Below are 17887 nucleotides of genomic sequence, written 5' to 3' on the forward strand. Positions count from 1 at the left end.
GCGTTCCGGTCGGCCCCGGGTCCAGGCCGCTGAGCTACCGGCCCGCCGTGCTGACCTCGCCCATCGCGCCGATCCGCGCCAGCAGGTCGACGATCCGGGACTGGACGTCCTCGGTGGTGGAGCGTTCGGCGAGGAAGAGGACCGTCTCACCGGTGCGCAGCCGGGGGAGTTCCTGCGGGTCGAGGTCCACCGAGGTGTAGACGACCAACGGGGTGCGGTACAGCCGGTCGTTGGCGCGCAGCCAGTCGAGCAGACCGACCCGGCGGCGGCGGATCTGGAGCAGGTCCATCACCACCAGGTTGGGCTGCACGCTGCTGGCCCGGGAGACCGCGTCGCTCTCCGAGACCGCGTGCTCGACGTGCATGCCGCGCCGTTCCAGGCTGCCGATCAGCGCCGCCGCGATGTCCGGGTCGGACTCGACCAGCAGGACCCGCGCGGCGTGGTTCTCACTGTCGCGCGGGGCCAGGGCGCGCAGCAGTACGGCCGGGTCGGCGCCGTACGCGGCGTCCTTGGTGGCCTGGCCCAGACCGGCGGTGACCAGGACCGGGATCCGCTGGTTGAGCGCCGCCGTACGCAGCGACTGGAGGGCGGTGCGGGTGATCGGCCCGGTCAGCGGGTCGACGAACAGGCCCGCGGGGTAGCCGGAGACCTGGGAGTCGACCTCCTCGCGGGAACGGACGATCACCGGGCGGTAGCCGCGCTCCTGGAGCGCGGTCTTGGTGGACGGGTCGGGCTCGGGCCAGACCAGCAGGCGGCGCGGCCCGCCGTCCACGGCGGACGACACCATGGTCGGGTAGTCGGGCATGGCAGCGGGCTCCCGGCCCGCCTCCTCGGCGCTGGAACGGGCCAGTTCGGCCACCGGGCGCGGGGGCGTACGCGGCTCGACGTGCGCCGGCGAGTCAGGGGCGCTCACCAGCGCGGGCAGCGCGGGACGCGCGCCGTCCGCCGCTGCCGGCGACTGCGGCGAAGTCTGGACCGGGGACTGGGCGGGTACCGGGGGCACCTGCGCGAACGCCTGCGGGAAGGCCGAGGCGAACCCGCCGAGCGGACGCGGCGGCGCCAGCTCGCCCAGCCCGCTGCCCACCGGCTGCGCTTGACCGCTGCCGGCCCGCTGGTCCGGGGTCTGCGATCCGGGCGCCTGCCCGGTGTCCCGCTGCCCCACCGTCGCCGGCAGAGCGGCGCCCGCCTCCGGACCGCCCTGCTGCCCGAACGGCGCGGGGAGGGCGAGACGCCCGCCCGGGGCCTCGGGCGCGGCGGTCGAGGGCTGGGCCTGTGGAGCGGCCGGAGCGGGCTCGAGCGCGATCGGCCGGCCGGACTCCACCGCCGGGGCGGCCGGGGCCGCGACCTGGTCACCCGCCGGAGCGTCGGGCTGCGGCGGCACGGCCAGCCTTCGCCGGCGCCCGGTCGGCGCAGGCGTGGCCGGTACCGGCGGTGCCGACGGGCTCGCGGGCAGGGCGTTCTCAAGGCCGGGGTAAAGCGGCGTGCCGGGGTCGGGTACGCCGGGCAGGGACAGCGCTCCCGAGGACTCCTCGCTCGCGGGCGTACCGCGCCGACGGCGGCCCGTACGGCCCGTCTCCTCCTTGGCCGGTGCGGCCGGGGCCGGCGTCGCGGGCGCGGGTGCGGCCGGGGATCCCGGCGCCCCGTCCGCAGTGGGCCCGCCGGGGCCCAGCGCGATCGGCCCGCGCGCACCGCCGTCCGCCGCCCGGCCGCTCGCGCCGTCGCCGGCGGAAGCACCGGCCGAACCGCGTTCGGCGGCAGCGTCCTCGACGCGTGCGTCACCGCTCGCGGCCGAGCCCGTGGCGGCATCCGCACCGGCCGCGGTGCCCTCGGCGGCGCCGCCCGGCGCGGGCGGGACGTCCGGCAGGTCGGGCAGCATCGCGGTGTCGGTCTCCCTGGGGATGCTCCGCCCACCGTCGGCCGTCGACTTCGCGGCCGCCCGCGCGACCGCCGCCGGGTCCAGCGGCAGCTCCACCACGTACGTCGTCCCGGCCTGGCCGGGCAGTTCGTGCCGCTGCAGGACGCCGCCGTGCCGCTCGACGGTGCTGCGCGCGATCGGCAGGTGCACGGGGCTGCTGACGCGCGCGGGGCCACGTACCTCGATCCGGGCCACCTCGCCGCGCTGTGCGGCTGCCAGCACCACCATCGGCGAGTCGCCGCCCACCGGAGGCAGTGCGGGCATGCCGAGCTGACCGCCGCCGGGCGCGCCGTCCTCGCCGTCCGTTCCGGCCGCAGCGGCCGCCACGTGGTGGCCGATCCCGCTGACGTCGGCCACCAGGTGGGCCAGTGCGCGCGCGAAGCACTCCCGGTCGGCGGTGACCTCGACGGCGGCGGCGTGCACCGAGTAGCGGACCCGGTCGGGCCCGACCAGGTCGCCGGCCAGTTCGACGGCCCGCTGGACGACCTTGTCCAGGCCGATCGGTGCGCGCTCCAGCGTCCGCTTGCCGGCCTCGACCTCGCGTTCGAACTTCTGGTGTGTCAGCACCCCGTCTATCAGGGTGCCGAAGCGGCGGCACTCGTCGGCGAGCCGCCGCAGCGTCCAGTTGGCCTCGGGCCAGAGCTGTCCGGCCGGGTCGGCCGCCAGTGCGTCGATCCGGCGGTGCAGGGCGGTGAGCGCGCCGCCCAGCTCGCCCTCCAGGACCGCCGTGAGGTGCTCGTTGCGGGCGATCAGTGCGAGTTCCCTGGTCCGGTCGGTGAAGGTCATCACCGCGCCGACCAGTTCCTCGCCGTCCCGGACCGGCGCGGTGGTGAGGTCCACCGTCACCGGCGTGCCGTCCTTGCGCCAGAGCACGGCGCCGCGCACCCGGTGCTTGCGGCCGGAGACCAGGGTGTCCAGCAGCGCCGAGCCCTCCAGGGCCAGCGGGCTGCCGTCCGCCTGGGAGTGCTGGATCAGCGGGTGCAGCTCGCGCCCGCCGAGCTCGCTGGCCCGGTAGTCGAGGATGTGCGCGGCGGCCGGGTTCACCAGGACCACCCGGCCGTCCAGGTCCACGCCGAGCACGCCTTCGGCGGCGGCCCGCAGGATCATCTCGGTCTGCTTGTGCTGCCGCCGCAGCTCCGCCTCGACGCCGAGCCGGCTGGAGAGGTCGCGGACCAGGAGCAGCAGCAGGTCCCGGCTGCTGGTGGGGTCCCGGTACGGCTCGAAGCCGTACGCCGCGCCCGCGCCACCGCTGCCCGCGCCGTCGTCCGTGAAGTCGTTGCCGGAGACCTCGACCGGGAAGGTGCTGCCGTCGGTGCGCCGGGCGGTCATCCGGACCGGGTGGTCCAAGCCCTCCGGTTCGGCGGCCGCCGGGCGCATCGAACCCGGGATCCGGCTCGGGTCGAAATCGGGCAGCAGATCCAGCACCCCGCGCCCGACCAGCGAGGTCCCGGGGGCCTGCATGGCCTGCACGGCGGCTCTGTTGGCGTCCACGACGGTGCCGTTGCTGTTGACCAGCAGCAGCGCGTCGGGCAGGGCATCGAGTATTGCGGCGAGGCGAGCAGCGCCTCGGATCGGCCTGCTGCTCACGTCGACAGGTCTCCTCACGGCTTTCGTCACTGACGGCTGTGCCGTCGCGGCGTACGACTCGCGGCTCGCGCTCTCCTCGGGGGGCTGAAGTATCTCATTCTTCTTTGCGCTCTGGATGACCCGCCTAGTAACGTAAGCGGTGGTTGGTGTCGGAGCCCCTGGCTGTGGCATCATCGCATTCGCACGGAGTGCATCCGGTCCGCCGGTGCAGTCCATGTGAAGGAGGCTTCGCCTAGTCCGGTCTATGGCGCCGCACTGCTAATGCGGTTTCGGGGTTATTCCTGATCGAGGGTTCAAATCCCTCAGCCTCCGCCACCGGAAGGGCCCCGTCGGCAACACGCTGACGGGGCCCTTCGTGCATCCCGGGGCAATGGATTTCGTCCCAGGTCGCAGGTCATGTAATGTTGTCCCCGCAACGCCCCGCAGGCCCCGGCCGACAGGGCGAGCGCTCATAGCTCAACGGATAGAGCACTTGACTACGGATCAAGAGGTTGCAGGTTCGAATCCTGCTGAGCGCACCAAACCACCGCGAAGGCTCCCCCTCGGGGGTGTCCCTAGCGCTCATAGCTCAACGGATAGAGCACTTGACTACGGATCAAGAGGTTGCAGGTTCGAATCCTGCTGAGCGCACCAGCCGAAGGCCCCGGACGAGAGTCCGGGGCCTTCGTCGTTCCGGAGGATTTTTTCAAGATCCACTTCGTCTGCCCGGGCCGGTTCAGCCCAGCTCGGTGCGGTTGATCCAGGGCACGTTGCGCTGGTCGAGGAACCAGTCGGACGAGGTCAGCGGCCGGCTCCGGTTGAACGTCGGCGGCACGGGGTCGTGCCGGATCAGCTCGGGCTCGGCATCCAGTGCGAGCAGCAGTTCGGCCACGGCCGGCGCCAGGTCCGGCGGGCCGCTGAGCCGGATGTCGTGTCCGGCCCAGCCGCCGCGCCGATGGGCGCCGTACCGGTACAGTCCCTCGCGCAGCAGTTCGACGGCCTCCTCCCGGTCGGTGCCGTCGGCGGGTGCCGCCAGCACCACCTCCAGCCAGGAGTGCCGGGCCACCAGGGCGTGGACCGCGTCCAGGTCGTACTGGTCGGCGTCGTCCCGGGCGGCGAGGAAGACCGTGGCCCAGGCGGAGGAGTCGGGCCGGGCCCAGGCGGCGCGCTGCTCGACCAGCGACTTGATCTGCGCCCAGCCGGTCCCGCCGGCCACGGCGAGCAGCGGCCGCAGGGAGTGCGGGTCCAGCACGGCGTCGCCGACCGGCGGCCCGAGCAGCAGCCGTTCGCCGGGCACCACGTCGTTGACCAGGGCGGTGCTGAGCAGCCCGTCCGGCACCCGGCGGATGTGCAGTTCCAGCGCGCCGTCGGCGCGGGGGGCGTTGGCGATCGAGTACGGCCGCCAGACCCGGGGCCGCCGGGGTGAGCAGAGCGAGAGGTACTGCCCGGCCAGGAAGGGGTACGGCCGGTCGGGGCACAGGGTGAGCCGCACGATGTCGGGCGCCGCGCGGTGACGTGCCGTCACCGCCGCCTCCCAGTAGGCCGGCGCCTCGGCCGGTAGCGCCCGGGTGGCCCGCAGCATCGTCCGGGAGACCACCGCGTACGCCTCGGTCCAGGCCTTCTCGATCTCCGGCGTCCAGGAGTGGCCGGAGCAGTGCCGGATGGCGGCGATCAGGCTGGCGCCGACGGCGGGGTAGTGCTCGGCCGAGGCCTGGAACTTGCGGTGGTCGCGGCCCAGGGCGCTCAGGTAGTCAGTGAGCCGCTCGCCGCTGTCCAGCCGGAGCACGATCTGGGTCAGCGCGGCGAACAGGCGCTCGCGCTGCTCGGACAGCTCGGTGGGGAAGAGCTCCCGGACGCCCGGATTGTGCGCGAAGAGGTGGGCGTAGAAGTACTTGACCAGGTGGTCGGCGCGGCGCTCGACGACGGCGAAGCTGGCCCGGAGCACCGCGGGGTCCAAGGGCACCGCGCGGCCCTCAGCCGGCGGTGCCGGTCGGTGCGGGGCCCGTCGCCGGCGCACCGCCCATGGCCTCGGTGGCGACCTGGTGCGCTGCGTCCCGGGGGGGCGCTGTCCGAGGCGTCCGCTCCTCGCCGGCGGGGTGGTGTGTGACGGCGGGGTAGCGCGCGATGGCGGGGGAGGGCGCGGTAGTGGGGAAGTGCGCGGCGGTGGGGAAGTGCGCGATCGCGGGGTAGTGCGTCGGGAGCGCGCTGTGGCCCGTGTGCCGGGCGCTCAGGATGCCGGTGAGTGCTTCGGAATCGTCCCGCCAGGTGAAAGGCGCACGGTGGGCGGCACGCTGCCGGTGCTGCCGCTCGTCGGGGTATGGCACCAGGGGCCTGCGGACTTCGGAAGTGCACTCGAACGGACGGCGGTGGACGCGCCAGGCCGCCTCGGGCTCGCGCGGCTCCACCAGGGCTAAGTCGCCGTTGAGGAGAACTGGGTCAGTCGTCACGGCCGCTGACTCTACTGAGCCTCCGACCAATTCGAACAGGCCGAGTTGACGGAGAGTCGGCCATTGGGCGGGAAGCTCGATCGTCTGCGGACGAGATGGCCGGAACGCATCGCTTCCGGTGGCTGAGGGTCGTCGGGAGAGTGGCCGCCGACCGGGTGGCAACGGGCGGCCATCCAGGTGTCGAGGTATGACGAACGCTCGATCGTGATTCCCTTTTGTCGGATGTTATGGGCTTGTCAACGCCGTCCTCGGACCGCCGGTTCCGACGGCGGGCCGGGTAAGGAGAGCCGGATGAGCCGACAGTCCCCCCAAGCCGCCGCGACGTCCCACTCAGGCCGGTGCGGACCGACCGGGCCCGGACCCCGCAGAGTCGCCAGAGCCAGTGCCGTGACCCTGACCACCGCCCTGCTGCTGGGCTGGAACTCGACGGTCGGGTCGGGTATCGCCCGAGCGCAACAGAGCCCGGACGCCTGGACCGGCCAGGGCCGCGCGGTGCTGCCGTCGGGCCTCACCGTGGAGCTGGAGTTCTCGCCCGCGTCGGGCGTGAGCTCCACCGCCGCACCCGGAGTCCTCGCCGCCCGCACCCCGGCCGGCCACGGCGCGGCTCGCCCGGGCGGCAGTGCGGATGACGGGAGAACCGCCGGCTGTGAGCGGGCCTCGTCCGCGGCCGACGCCCGGGGCTACGCGGACGGGCCGCGCCCGCGGGCGGATCGGGCGCGGCGTCCGAAGGCGAGCCCGAGCGCGGACACGGGCCGGGAGTCGCATCCGGACACGGGTCGGGAGTCGCATCCGGACGTGGGTAGGGAGTTGCGCCCGAGTGCGGGTCGGGAGTCGCATCCGGACGTGGGTCGGGAGTCGCACCCGGACACGGGTCGGGAGTCGCATCCGGACGTGGGTAGGGAGTTGCGCCCGAGTGCGGGTCGGGAGTCGCACCCGGACGTGGGTCGGGAGTCGCATCCGGACGTGGGTCGGGAGTCGCACCCGAGCTCGAACACCGGTACGGCGAAGGAGCCGTCGCCGGTGCGGTCGGACGCGTCGCCCGGTCGGAGCGCAGATGCTCAGCTGCTGCCGATCGTCATTCCGTCCGAGCAGGCTGCACCGTTCGCGCCCTCGGCGCCGGCTGCCGTCCTCCCCAAGTCGGCGGGGGCCGGCGGTACGTCCTCGGCCGTGCCGACGGCCGCGGTTTCGCCCGTTGCCTCGGCTTCTGCCGCGCCCGCTTCGTCGGTCGCGTCCCCGGCCGCAGGGCAGTCTGGCGGGCAGTCCGGGGCGAAGGCGGCTGCGGGCGAAGCTCCGGAGCAGCCCGAAGAGCGGCCGGTCCGCGCCCTCGCCGGTCCGCCGGACGTCCCGCCGGCGCTCGTCACGCACCGCACGTCCATGGACGCCTGGCGCAGCGCGCTCTGTACGGCCCTGTTCTTCCTCATCGCCGTAGGTCTGCTGGTCCGCCGGGGCCTTGGCCGGGCAACCGGCCGCCGCCGGCAGGGGTGGTAGGCGGGCGGCCTACACCGGCGCGGCTGTGACTGGGTCTTCAGGGTGACACTTTATCGGAAATGCCCAACTATGCCGGATATGTGCCTAACGCGGCATTTTGATGGACTGTCAGAGAAGTCTGCGTCCGGCGCCGCCCGGCAGATCCGGGCAGGCCGTCGCGCGACACACCGACCCTGAGGATCCGTGCATGGACGTCACCCGCGATTCTTCGCCACGACCCGACCCCCGGCTGCCGGGCAGGCCCGAGCCGCCGTCGGGCGCCGCCCAGTTCTACCGGGCCGTCGCCGAGGCGGCCGCCCGGCCGCCGACCGAGTCGGGCCGGAAGCCGGCCGAGGACGAGCTCGACATGGCCGACACCCTGCCGCTGGCCCGGTACCCGGCAGCGGACGGCGCCGACCGGCGAAGGCTGGCCGGTCCGTTCGCCTCGCCCAGCCCCCTGGCCGGTCCGTTCGCCGCGCCCAGCCCCCTGGCGGGGCCCGCATTTACCGCCCAGCTGGCCGATCTGGCCGGCCCGGCCGTCTCGTCCGGCCCTGACGCGCTGGACGAGACGGATACGGCGCGCCGCCCGCCCAGGAGCGACCAGTGGCCGTGTGAGTACCGCGCCCGCGCGATCCCCGGCTGGATCGCCCTGCTGGTACTGCTCTCCTCCGCCACCGCGCTGGCCGTGCTGCTCGTCCGGACCGGCGTCCTGCCGAGGCTCCCCGGGCTGCCGGACCTCCGCGGCGGCGGGCAGACCGGGTTCGGCATCGCCGAGTGGGCCGCCGCCTGCGCCGCCGGCCTGATCGCGGCGTCGGCCGCCTGCGGCCTGCTGGCGAACGGGGGCGGCCAGACCCGGGTGCTCACCCGCTGTGGCCGCTACCGGGGCACCGTCCGCCGGACCGGGCTGGTCTGGGTGAATCCGCTGCTGAGCCGCCGCGTGGTCGACGGGAGGTTGCGCCACTGGCGCAGCGAGCCGGTCGACGTCACCGACCGGGACGGAACGCCCATCGTGGTGAGGCTGCTGATCGTGTGGCGGGTGAAGGACACGGCCCGCGCCGTGATGGCCGTCGCCGATCACGAGCAGTACCTGCGCGAGCAGGTGCACGCCGTGCTCACCGTAACCGCCAGCGCGTTGCCGTGCGACAGCGACTCCGCATCCGGTCCCGCACTGCGTGACGGGGAGTGGTTCGCCGGCAAGTTGACCCGGGCGCTGGCCGCCGAGGTCGCAGCGGTGGGCATCGAGGTGTACTCGGTGCAGCCGCTCGCCCTCGACTACGCGCCCGAGGTCGCCGAGAGCATGCGCCGCCGCCGACTCGCCGACCTGGACGCGGACCTGCGTACGGTGCTCGTGGACGACGCGGTAGAGGCCGCCACGCTCGCGGTCCGGCGGCTGGAGCACGCCACCGCGCGCGAGCTGGACGAGGCGGCGCGCCGGTCGCTGACGGAGCAGCTGCTGGTTGCCTTCATGGCACCCGCGGGGGTCACCGCCCCGGTACCGGGCCCGGCCTTCCGGGCCGAGCGGAAGGAGGCGAAGCCCTAGTGAGGGCGGCCGCCGCACTCCCGGCCGACCTGGCTCGCGCCACCTGTGCGGCGGCGTTTGTACCGGCCGAGGGCCGCTGGGTCGGCCGGCACCGGCGGCCCTTCCCAAGGCGTCCGGAGACCATTTCGTACCCCTAGGGCCGCGGTCCGCCGCCGGAAAGCCCCTTGCCTGTCCACAGGCTGTGGACAGGCAAGGGGGGCGCCGCCCACCGCCCGTGGGACTCAGCCGGTCAGGCGGAGACGGAGTCCAGCAGCGCCAGCTCGTCCGCCGTCAGCCGCAGCCGCGCCGCCGCCAGCAGCGGAGGTAGCTGCTCGACGGTGCGCGCACTGGCGATCGGCGCGGCGACGGTCGGCTGGGCGGCGAGCCAGGCCAGCGCGACCGAGGCGAGCTCGGCGCCGTGCGCCTCGGCGACCTGGTCCAGTGCGGCCAGCACCTTGGGGCCGCGCGGGTCCTCCAGGTAGCGGGCGGCACCCTGCGAGCGGGCGCTCTCCACCGCGCCGCCGTCCGGCCGGTACTTACCGGTGAGGAAGCCCGAGGCGAGCGCGAAGTACGGCACGGCCGAGAGGCCGTGGGCCGCGACGGCCTCGGCCAGCGGGCCCTCGTAGGTGTCCCGGGAGACCAGGTTGTAGTGCGGCTGGACTGCGATGTACGCGGCCAGGCCCTCGCGGGCGGAGAACTCCAGGGCCTCGGTGAGCCGCTCGGCACTGATGTTGGACGCGGCGACGTGCCGGACCTTGCCCTCGCGGACCAGGGCGTCGAGCGCGGTGACGAACTCCTCGACCGGGACCTCCAGGTCGTCCCGGTGGGTGTAGAGGAGGTCGATGTGGTCGACGCCGAGGCGGCGCAGCGACTCCTCGGTGGCGGACCTGATGTTCGCCGTCTTGAGTCCGCTGGCCTCCGGGTGCGCACCGACCTTGGTGGCGATAACGATGTTCGCGCGATTGCCGCGGCTGCGGAGCCAGTTGCCGATGATGGTCTCCGACTCGCCGCCGGTGTTGCCGGGGACCCAGGCCGAGTAGACGTCGGCGGTGTCGACGAAGTTGCCGCCGCCGGCCGCGTAGGCGTCGAGCACGGCGAACGACTGCGCCTCGTCCGCCGTCCAGCCGAACACGTTGCCGCCGAGCGACAGCGGGGAGACGGCCAGGTCCGACGTGCCGAGGGTCACCCTGTGGGGAGCGTCACTGTGATTGTCGGTCATGACCGGATTCAACCCGATTGCCGCGCGCTTGCCTTCCAACCCGGCCACGTCTTCACGAGCTTGTCGTACGCGGGCCCGGCGAGTGGCCGTCAGTCCGGGGTGACGGGCTGGCATGCCCACTTCCGGGGGTCCGGGGTGTCCTTTGACCTCGCGGGTTGGCTAGAGTCCCTGCCATGGCTGACAACGACTACGACCCCGCCGGTAGCACCCAGATGTTCCGGGCGTTCGTGGAGGAGACCCCCGCTCCCCAGGCCCCGGGTTCCGTGTCCACGTACGGCAGCGCCTCCAGCAACAACCGTAGCGGTCTGATCATCGGCGTCGTCGTCGTGGCGATCGCCGTGGTGGCCGCAGTGATCTGGCTCGCCGTCAAGTAACCGCACCCGCCGTCGGACGGTTGCGACGGCCTGTTCCCCGTGCCTGGCGGATGGTCCCAGCGGGGCCGCCGCCAGGCATCCAGTTCCAGCTACCGGACCGGGGCGCTGACACCCGGTGCCCGGTCTCCGGCGAGCCAACTGTGCCGTCGTCAGCTCACGTCCGTCCGGGCGGCACCGGTCCGTCCGTTCCGGCACGCGACAGCGGTCGCCCCCCCGGCGAAGGCGGCGTGCCGCCCGTACGCGCCGGACTCCCCTCCGGCTCCCGGCGTCCGGCCCGGAGCGGTCCACCGTGCTCCGGTGCCTCCCCGAAGTCGCCCAATACACTGATCGGGTCGTACGAATTTTCGTACTCGTCCCCACCAAACCAACGCCCGTTCTCGTGCCGCTCACCCGTACGACCGTGCCTCCGGAGGACAGCCCGTGACCCAGCAGACCACCGAGACCGCCCGCAGCCTCGGCCTCAAGGGGGCGGCCAACGCCCGCGACCTCGGTGGCTACCGGACCCGGGACGGCCGCACCCTGCGGCACGGCGTCGCGCTGCGCGCCGACGCCATGAACCGCACCACCGAGGAGGACCGGGCGATCCTCGCTGCGGCCGGCCTGCGCATAGTCGTCGACCTGCGCAGCCTGGACGAGGTCCGCGAGGCCGGGCCCGACCGGATCCCCGGCCTGCCGGTCGCCGAGCTCGACGGGGCCGGCGAGTCCGTGCTGCTCGAGCCCGTGCCCTCCGTCGAGGCGGACGGCCCGGCCCTGCACCACGTGCCGATCTTCGCCGCCGACTTCGACATCTACATCGCCATGCGCCAGGCCCTCGCCGACCGCGACGCCGAGCGGCAGCGGGCCATCCTCGGCGACGGCAAGGCCGAACAGATGATGATCGGCCTCTACCGCTGGTTCGTCACCTCGCCGGTGGCCCGGGAGCGCTTCGCCGGCGTGCTGCGCCTGCTCGCCGCCCCCGACGGCGTGCCGATGCTCTTCCACTGCTCGGCCGGCAAGGACCGCACCGGCTGGGTCACCGCCCTGGTCCTCACCGCCCTCGGGGTCGACCGCGACACCGTGTTCCAGGACTACCTGCTCACCAACGAGCGCTCCGCCGCGCTGATCGAGCACATCGTGGACAGCTTCGGCACCCGTGGTCTGATGAAGGAGCCCAGCCTGCTGCTCCCGGTCTTCCTGGCCGAGCGGGTCTACCTGGAGACCGCCTTCGCCGAGGTCGAGGCAGGCTGGGACTCCTTCGAGCACTTCTGGCGGGACGGCCTGGGCCTGGACGACGAAGTCCTGGCCGGCCTGCGACGCAACCTCCTCACCGACTGAGCAGCGGGACCGGCCGCCGGGCGGTCAGCTCTCGCTGATCAGCCCGGCGCGCAGCTGGGTCAGTGTCTTGGTGAGCAGCCGGGAGACGTGCATCTGCGAGATGCCGATCTCCTCGCCGATCTGCGACTGGGTGAGGTTGCCGAAGAATCGCAGCATGATGATCCGCCGCTCCCGCGGCGGCAGTTTGGCCAGCAGCGGCTTCAGCGACTCCCGGTACTCGACCCCCTCCAGCGCCAGGTCCTCGTAGCCGAGCCGGTCCGCCAGCGGGCCCTCGCCCTCCTCCTCGCCGGGCGTGGAGTCCAGCGAGCTCGCGGTGTACGCGTTCCCGACCGCCAGGCCCTCGACCACGTCCTCCTCGCTCACCCCGAGGAAGGCGGCCAGCTCGGTCACGGTGGGGGAGCGGTCCAGCTTCTGGGAGAGCTCGTCGCCGGCCTTGGTCAGCGCCAGCCGCAGCTCCTGCAGGCGCCTGGGCACCCGGACCGACCAGCTGGTGTCCCGGAAGAAGCGTTTGATCTCGCCGACCACCGTCGGCATCGCGAAGGTCGGGAACTCCACCCCGCGCTCCGGGTCGAACCGGTCGATCGCCTTGATCAGTCCGATGGTGCCGACCTGGACGATGTCCTCCATCGGCTCGTTCCGGCTGCGGAACCGCGCCGAGGCGTACCGCACCAGCGGCAGGTTGAGCTCGATCAGGGTGTCCCTGACGTAGGTGTGCTCGTCGCTGCCCATCTCCAGGGCGGCCAGCCGCTGGAACAGCGAACGGGAGAGCGTCCGGGTGTCCAGCGTCCGGCCCTCGGGGACGGCGGCGGGCAGCGCCGCGGGCGCGGGCCCGGACGCGGCGGGCTCGGGCACCGGTGGCGGATCACTCTGCAACAACACGGGAAACTCGGCGACCGTGGTCGTGCCCTGGATCTCGGCAGCGCCCAGCTCTGCGGACATGCACCCACCCCCTCGTGACTGACAGTACAACGGGCACTACCGAGCGACAGTTCCCGGCTGGGCGGCCCTCCAGCTCCATACCGGAACACGCGTCTCGGCAAACCCGACCGTCGCAAGATGTCACGTCGCAGTAACGCGCAGCAACCCCCCGGCGGGGTTCGGTTCACTCCTCCCAGGAGTTTCCGGTCCGCAGCCGGGTCAGGATCCTCGACAGTAGTCGGGAGACGTGCATTTGCGACATGCCCAGTTCGGTGGAGATCTGGGACTGCGTCAGGTTGGCGAAGAATCGCAGCATGATGATCCGCCGCTCCCGTTCGGGGAGTTGGACGAGCAGGTGGCGGACCATGTCCCGGTGCTCGACGTCGGTCAGCGCGGAGTCCTCGTAGCCGAGCCGGTCCAGCAGGGCGAGTCCGCCCTCGTGCTCCTGTGCGGCCTCCAGCGAGGCGGCGTTGTAGGCCCGCCCGGCGTCCAGGCAGGCCCGGACGTCCTCTTCGGGAATCCGCAGGTTGGCGGCGATCTCGGGCACCCTGGGCACTCGGCCGTGCACCACCGTGAGTTCCTCCATGGCGCCGCTGACCTGCACCCACAGCTCCTGCAGTCGGCGCGGTACGTGCATGGTGCGGACGTTGTCCCGAAAGTAGCGCTTGATCTCGCCGAGGATGGTCGGCAGCGCGTACGTCGGGAACTGCACCCCCCGGGTCGGGTCGAACCGGTCGATGGCGTTGATCAGTCCGATGGTGCCGACCTGGACGATGTCCTCCATCGGCTCGTTCCGACTGCGGAACCGGGTCGCGGCGTAGCGCACCAGCGGAATGTTGATTTCGATCAGCGCGGCCCGCACCCGCTCGCGCTCCGGCGCGTCCGGTGGCAGTTCGCTCATCCGCTCGAAGAGGACCCGGGTCAGCGTCCTGACGTCCACCGAGCCGCGACCGGCGCCCGGCCGGCCGCCGGAGGATCCGGATGACCCCTCCTCGCCGGCCTCCGGCGCGCTGTCCTGGGTCCGCACGGAACGTCACCCTCCCTTGATCGACTATTCCGGTCCGAGCCACTGCTGCGCGGTCCTTGGGTCGTCCTCACCACCTCGCCAGGTCCGGCAAAACCGGTCATAGCATCACAAGTCGCTTGTAGTCCGGGCAAGCACCACATTTAGGCGTGTTGGCGGATCATTGGGGAAGGTCGCCGGTAGTCGAAGGCCCCCCGGGCTCAGTGGCGGCCGGGGGGCCTGGGGGTCGTACGGGTACGACCGGTGTTGTCGTCGGGGCCTCAGACCTCGATGTCGGCGATCACCCAGGTGGCGAACTCGCGCCACTGCGCCGCCGCGGCCTGGTGCGCCTCGTGGGTGAGGTAGGCCTGCAGCGCGTCGCGGTCGGCGACCAGGCTGTTGATCGCGTAGTCGTAGGCGATGTCGCGCTCGGTGGTGTTCCAGCCGCACTCCCACTCGTGCAGCTCGGGGATCAGCGAACCGAGTTCCTCGAAGGCCTTGGCTCCGGCGAGCACGCGCTCGTCGTCCTTGCCGACGCCTTCGTTGAGCTTGAAGAGGACCAGGTGCCGGATCACAGTGCCGCTCCTAGCGGTCGAGGTTGGTGAACCCGGTCACCGTATCGGCCCGGGCTCCGGCGGTGCAGCAGGGGGCGCACCGGTCACTTCACCAGTCCCGTCATGAAGGTCCCCACCGCCTTGGCGGCGTCCGAGATCCCCACGAATCCCGACTGCACCAGCTCCGCCGCCCTGGTCGGCGACGTGATGATCGTGTAGACCACGAAGATGAGCAGCAGGTACATGCCGATCTTCTTTGCCTGCGCCATCGCCCCGGCCTGCCTCCCTGCCATGGGCCGCCGGCCCTTCCCCGGGCGCCCCTCCGCTACCTGTTCGGCAGCTTATCCACCGGATGGCCGATCGGGTGACAGACGCGTTCGGCCGGTGGGACGAAGGTCCCGGCGACAGGGGCCTTTCTCCGGGTGCCCGGGCCCCGGCCGTGCAGCACGATGGGTGGTGTACCGGGGATCTGGCAGGAATCCCGCGGTGCATGGATCCGGAGCTCCCCGCTGTGGGACCGGGTGCCGCGGCTTCCCCCCGAGTGGCACCGGTTGTGGGACTCCGCCGGGGGAGTGGTTCCCCCCAAAGGCCGCTCCCCCCTCGAAGGCCGGCAGCGGCCGCGAGAACGGCTCCGCACTCCCGGGCGGTGGTGGTCACCCCCGGGCGAGCGCGGAGCCGTTGCCATGCCGGTCGTCAGCTCGTCGTACCGGCTTGGTCGTCGACGGCGGCTCAGGCCTCCGGAACGCCCTGGCCGTGCACCTGGTCCCACGCCTCGGACACGTAGCGCTCGCGCTCGGTCAGGGACAGCGAGGGGAAGTACTCCTTGAGGCGCTCCACCACGACCTGCTCGGGCTCGTTGCAGTCGTGCAGCAGGAATGCGGCCTTGTGAACGATCTGGCTCTCCATCAGCGGGTTCCTCCTGTGTGCACGCCCGCCCTGTGCCGACGATGCGGGGATCAGCATAGAACCCTCGGATGTACGACAAAGGGTCCGGACTGCCTTCAGTCCGGACCCTTTGCCAATTTATGGCGGTAGCGGTGGGATTCGAACCCACGGTGGAGTTGCCCCCACACACGCTTTCGAGGCGTGCTCCTTTGGCCGCTCGGACACGCTACCGAGGGGAACTCTACCGGACGGTCCCGTCAGGAACGAAATCCGTATCGGCGGAGGCCTCAGCGCTGGGTGTCGAAGAAGGCGCGCAGCTGCTCGGCGCACTCCTCGGCGAGCACGCCGGGGATCACCTCGGGGCGGTGGTTGAGGCGGCGGTCGCGGACCACGTCGAAGAGCGAACCTGTCGCCCCGGCCTTCTCGTCCAGGGCGCCGTAGACCACCCGGTCCAGCCGGGAGAGCACGATCGCCCCCGCGCACATGGTGCACGGCTCCAGGGTGACCACGAGGGTGCAGCCGCCCAGGCGCCACTCCCCGACCTTCTCGGCGGCCTGCCGGATCGCGACCATCTCGGCGTGCGCGGTCGGGTCGCCGATCGCCTCGCGCTCGTTGTGGCCACGCCCGATGACCGTTCCGTCGGGGCCCAAGACGAGCGCCCCGACCGGTACGTCGCCGGTGGCGGTGGCCAGCGCGGCCTCGGCGATGGCGAGGCGCATCCGGTCCGTCCAGCGGTCGCGTACCGGATCGGGGCGTACGGGGGCCGGGAGGGGAGCGATCTGCATGGCACCAGTGTCGGGCACCGGCGGGACGGTTACCGCACCGCCTCCAGAACCTCGCCGCAGCCGAGCGCCTCGGCGATCTCGGACAGCGCGTCGCCGGGGGCGGCGCCCTCGCCGCTGAGCTCGACCAGTTCGCCGGCGGTGATCCCGAGGTCGGCCAGCAGCTCGAAGTCGCCGAGCGGGCCGACCGGCACCGCGCCGGATCCGGCGTCCCGCTCGTCCTCCTCCTCGTCCTCCACCTCGCTGTCGGCCTCGGCACCGGCGTCCTCGTCGTCCAGCTCCGCCACCAGGGTGTCGAAGTCGTCGTCGAAGTCGCTGTCACCGACCCGGTCCACCAGCTCGTCGGTGAGCACCGCGCCGTAGGAGCTGCGGGCCGCGGCGGCGCCGTCGGAGACGAAGATCCGCGGGTCGTCCTCGCCGTCCACCCGGATCACGGCGAACCACGCGTCTTCCTGTTCGATGAAGACCAGGACGCTGTCGTCGTCCTGGGCGGCCTCGCGGGCCAGGTCGGCCAGATCGGCCAGGGTCTCGACCTCGTCTAGTTCTGTCTCGCTCACGTCCCACCCGCCATCGGTGCGAGCAAGCACTGCAGCGAAGTACGCCACCAGGGACACTCCCAAGTTGGTCTCGGCTGTAGGCGATCACGGGCGAACGCGGCCTGGCCGCCCCCGCGCCGGAGGCGGTCCGCTGTTCGGACCGTCCCTCCGGCATCGTGACAGAAAGGCTGCCGCTGCGGGGGGTGTTCGGCAGCGCGTCTTCGCAGGTCGTGTCGGAATGGCCGGTCGAGGACGGACGGAGGGGTCGGTGGCTCCGTCAGATCCGGAAGGTTCGCATCCGCATCGCTTCGCGCATTCGGCGCTCCTTGGTGCGCCGGGGCTGCACCCGCTCGCGCAGCTCGCGCGCCTCGGCGAGTTCGCGCAGGAAGACGGCGCGCCGTCTGCGCCGCTCCGCCGGGGTCTCGGGGGCGCCCTGGGACTCGTCCGTCGAGCCGGGCTCGCCCGCCGCATCAGCGGCTGATGTTCGCGCCGGATTGCTCTTCATATGGTCCGACCTTCCCAGAAGTGTTCGGTTGATACCACGGGAAAGGTCTCGGTTCCGTCATAGGCCCGCGCTTCCGGCAAGTCGTACGTATGTGCCCAAGCCCGTTATCGTCGGACTATGCGTCTCCATGTCGTCGACCATCCGCTGGTCGCCCACAAGCTCTCCACCCTGCGCGACGAGCGCACCGACTCGCCGACCTTCCGGCGGCTGACCGACGAGCTGGTCACCCTGCTCGCGTACGAGGCCACCCGGGACGTCCGTACGGACCAGGTGGAGATCACCACTCCGGTCGCCGTCACCAACGGCACCCGGCTGAGCTATCCGCGTCCGCTGGTGGTGCCGATCCTGCGGGCCGGGCTCGGCATGCTGGACGGCATGACCCGGCTGCTGCCGACCGCCGAGGTGGGCTTCCTCGGCATGATCCGCAACGAGGAGACGCTGGAGGCGTCCACCTACGCCACCCGGATGCCGGACGACCTCTCCGGCCGCCAGGTCTACGTCCTCGACCCGATGCTGGCCACCGGCGGGACGCTGGTCGCGGCGATCCGGATGCTGATCGACCGTGGCGCCACCGATGTCACCGCCGTGGTGCTGTTGGCCGCGCCGGAGGGCGTCGAGGTGATGGAGCGGGAGCTGGCCGGGATGCCGGTCACCGTGGTGACGGCGGCGGTCGACGAGCGCCTCAACGAGAACGGCTACATCGTCCCCGGCCTGGGCGACGCGGGCGACCGCCTCTACGGCACGGCGGGCTGAACGTCCCTGAGCTGCGCCGAAACCAGTGAGCCAGTCGCACCCCGCAGAGCGGTGCGACTGGCTCACTGGCGCCGAGGCCGCGCTGGCCACCGCCACCGGCGACGTACCGGTCGGGGCGCTCGTCTTGGGT

17 protein-coding genes and 4 tRNA genes are annotated in these 17887 nt (G+C 72.5%); 8 read left to right on the top strand and 13 right to left on the bottom strand.

Features of this window, described 5'->3' with window-relative positions; translation table 11 throughout:
- Window positions 1-34 precede the first annotated feature (34 nt).
- Window positions 35-3502, bottom strand: coding sequence for a hybrid sensor histidine kinase/response regulator (locus ACWDAK_RS34115; protein WP_427394566.1), 3468 nt, complete (start codon window positions 3500-3502; stop codon window positions 35-37).
- 221 nt (window positions 3503-3723) lie between these two features.
- On the opposite strand from ACWDAK_RS34115, the gene ACWDAK_RS34120 reads away from it, so the two are divergent.
- The 3 genes from ACWDAK_RS34120 (at window position 3724) to ACWDAK_RS34130 (ending at window position 4135) form a co-directional block, all read left to right on the top strand.
- Window positions 3724-3817 (top strand) — tRNA-Ser (locus ACWDAK_RS34120).
- A gap of 130 nt (window positions 3818-3947) precedes the next feature.
- Window positions 3948-4023, top strand: a tRNA-Arg gene (locus ACWDAK_RS34125).
- A gap of 36 nt (window positions 4024-4059) precedes the next feature.
- Window positions 4060-4135, top strand: a tRNA-Arg gene (locus ACWDAK_RS34130).
- A gap of 82 nt (window positions 4136-4217) precedes the next feature.
- On the opposite strand, the gene ACWDAK_RS34135 is transcribed toward ACWDAK_RS34130, so the two are convergent.
- Both ACWDAK_RS34135 and ACWDAK_RS34140 read right to left on the bottom strand, forming a co-directional pair.
- A complete protein-coding gene (locus ACWDAK_RS34135) occupies window positions 4218-5444 on the bottom strand; it encodes a globin domain-containing protein (RefSeq protein ID WP_344636822.1) in 1227 nt (408 codons plus the stop codon).
- A gap of 10 nt (window positions 5445-5454) precedes the next feature.
- Window positions 5455-5928, bottom strand: a complete 474-nt coding sequence (locus tag ACWDAK_RS34140) for a hypothetical protein (protein ID WP_427394565.1) — start codon at window positions 5926-5928, stop codon at window positions 5455-5457.
- 387 nt (window positions 5929-6315) lie between these two features.
- On the opposite strand from ACWDAK_RS34140, the gene ACWDAK_RS34145 reads away from it, so the two are divergent.
- Complete coding sequence (locus ACWDAK_RS34145) at window positions 6316-7416, top strand: hypothetical protein (RefSeq protein WP_427394564.1); 1101 nt, start codon at window positions 6316-6318, stop codon at window positions 7414-7416.
- A 187-nt stretch (window positions 7417-7603) separates the two neighbouring features.
- Window positions 7604-8935, top strand: a complete 1332-nt coding sequence (locus tag ACWDAK_RS34150; protein ID WP_344636825.1) for an SPFH domain-containing protein — start codon at window positions 7604-7606, stop codon at window positions 8933-8935.
- Between the two features lie 229 nt (window positions 8936-9164).
- Here the strand turns inward: ACWDAK_RS34150 and ACWDAK_RS34155 are convergent, their stop codons facing one another.
- Window positions 9165-10133: an aldo/keto reductase gene (locus ACWDAK_RS34155; protein WP_427394563.1), complete on the bottom strand. Its 969-nt coding sequence runs from the start codon at window positions 10131-10133 to the stop codon at window positions 9165-9167.
- 173 nt (window positions 10134-10306) lie between these two features.
- On the opposite strand from ACWDAK_RS34155, the gene ACWDAK_RS34160 reads away from it, so the two are divergent.
- A complete protein-coding gene (locus ACWDAK_RS34160; protein WP_344636827.1) occupies window positions 10307-10507 on the top strand; it encodes a hypothetical protein in 201 nt (66 codons plus the stop codon).
- A gap of 420 nt (window positions 10508-10927) precedes the next feature.
- Entirely contained in the window at window positions 10928-11821 is an 894-nt protein-coding gene (locus ACWDAK_RS34165; protein WP_344636828.1) for a tyrosine-protein phosphatase, read from the top strand.
- 24 nt (window positions 11822-11845) lie between these two features.
- Here the strand turns inward: ACWDAK_RS34165 and ACWDAK_RS34170 are convergent, their stop codons facing one another.
- From ACWDAK_RS34170 to ACWDAK_RS34210, 9 genes are all read right to left on the bottom strand, one after another.
- A complete protein-coding gene (locus tag ACWDAK_RS34170) occupies window positions 11846-12760 on the bottom strand; it encodes an RNA polymerase sigma factor SigF (protein ID WP_344636829.1) in 915 nt (304 codons plus the stop codon).
- A gap of 163 nt (window positions 12761-12923) precedes the next feature.
- Window positions 12924-13766, bottom strand: coding sequence for an RNA polymerase sigma factor SigF (locus ACWDAK_RS34175; protein ID WP_344636830.1), 843 nt, complete (start codon window positions 13764-13766; stop codon window positions 12924-12926).
- Window positions 13767-14023: 257 nt separating this feature from the next.
- Window positions 14024-14317, bottom strand: coding sequence for a Dabb family protein (locus tag ACWDAK_RS34180; RefSeq protein ID WP_344636831.1), 294 nt, complete (start codon window positions 14315-14317; stop codon window positions 14024-14026).
- An 83-nt stretch (window positions 14318-14400) separates the two neighbouring features.
- Window positions 14401-14589, bottom strand: a complete 189-nt coding sequence (locus ACWDAK_RS34185) for a hypothetical protein (RefSeq protein ID WP_344636941.1) — start codon at window positions 14587-14589, stop codon at window positions 14401-14403.
- A 436-nt stretch (window positions 14590-15025) separates the two neighbouring features.
- Window positions 15026-15202 (bottom strand): hypothetical protein, encoded by a 177-nt coding sequence (locus ACWDAK_RS34190; RefSeq protein ID WP_344636832.1) that lies wholly within the window; start codon window positions 15200-15202, stop codon window positions 15026-15028.
- A 120-nt stretch (window positions 15203-15322) separates the two neighbouring features.
- Window positions 15323-15412, bottom strand: a tRNA-Ser gene (locus ACWDAK_RS34195).
- 56 nt (window positions 15413-15468) lie between these two features.
- A complete protein-coding gene (tadA, locus tag ACWDAK_RS34200) occupies window positions 15469-15966 on the bottom strand; it encodes a tRNA adenosine(34) deaminase TadA (RefSeq protein ID WP_344636833.1) in 498 nt (165 codons plus the stop codon).
- Between the two features lie 29 nt (window positions 15967-15995).
- A complete protein-coding gene (locus tag ACWDAK_RS34205) occupies window positions 15996-16520 on the bottom strand; it encodes a tRNA adenosine deaminase-associated protein (protein WP_425557622.1) in 525 nt (174 codons plus the stop codon).
- Window positions 16521-16776: 256 nt separating this feature from the next.
- A complete protein-coding gene (locus ACWDAK_RS34210) occupies window positions 16777-17004 on the bottom strand; it encodes a hypothetical protein (protein ID WP_344636835.1) in 228 nt (75 codons plus the stop codon).
- A 117-nt stretch (window positions 17005-17121) separates the two neighbouring features.
- Between ACWDAK_RS34210 and upp the strand changes: the two genes are divergently transcribed.
- Window positions 17122-17757, top strand: coding sequence for a uracil phosphoribosyltransferase (gene upp / locus ACWDAK_RS34215; protein WP_344636836.1), 636 nt, complete (start codon window positions 17122-17124; stop codon window positions 17755-17757).
- Window positions 17758-17887: the final 130 nt, after the last annotated feature.

Source organism: Kitasatospora sp. NPDC001175 (assembly GCF_053598215.1).

Coding starts and splice junctions, on each gene's coding strand:
- ACWDAK_RS34150 (WP_344636825.1), top strand. CDS start 7,604: ATGGACGTCACCCGCGATTCTTCGCCACGACCCGACCCCCGGCTGCCG.
- ACWDAK_RS34155 (WP_427394563.1), bottom strand. CDS start 10,133: ATGACCGACAATCACAGTGACGCTCCCCACAGGGTGACCCTCGGCACG.
- ACWDAK_RS34160 (WP_344636827.1), top strand. CDS start 10,307: ATGGCTGACAACGACTACGACCCCGCCGGTAGCACCCAGATGTTCCGG.
- ACWDAK_RS34170 (WP_344636829.1), bottom strand. CDS start 12,760: ATGTCCGCAGAGCTGGGCGCTGCCGAGATCCAGGGCACGACCACGGTC.
- ACWDAK_RS34185 (WP_344636941.1), bottom strand. CDS start 14,589: ATGGCAGGGAGGCAGGCCGGGGCGATGGCGCAGGCAAAGAAGATCGGC.
- ACWDAK_RS34190 (WP_344636832.1), bottom strand. CDS start 15,202: ATGGAGAGCCAGATCGTTCACAAGGCCGCATTCCTGCTGCACGACTGC.
- tadA (WP_344636833.1), bottom strand. CDS start 15,966: ATGCAGATCGCTCCCCTCCCGGCCCCCGTACGCCCCGATCCGGTACGC.
- ACWDAK_RS34210 (WP_344636835.1), bottom strand. CDS start 17,004: ATGAAGAGCAATCCGGCGCGAACATCAGCCGCTGATGCGGCGGGCGAG.
- upp (WP_344636836.1), top strand. CDS start 17,122: ATGCGTCTCCATGTCGTCGACCATCCGCTGGTCGCCCACAAGCTCTCC.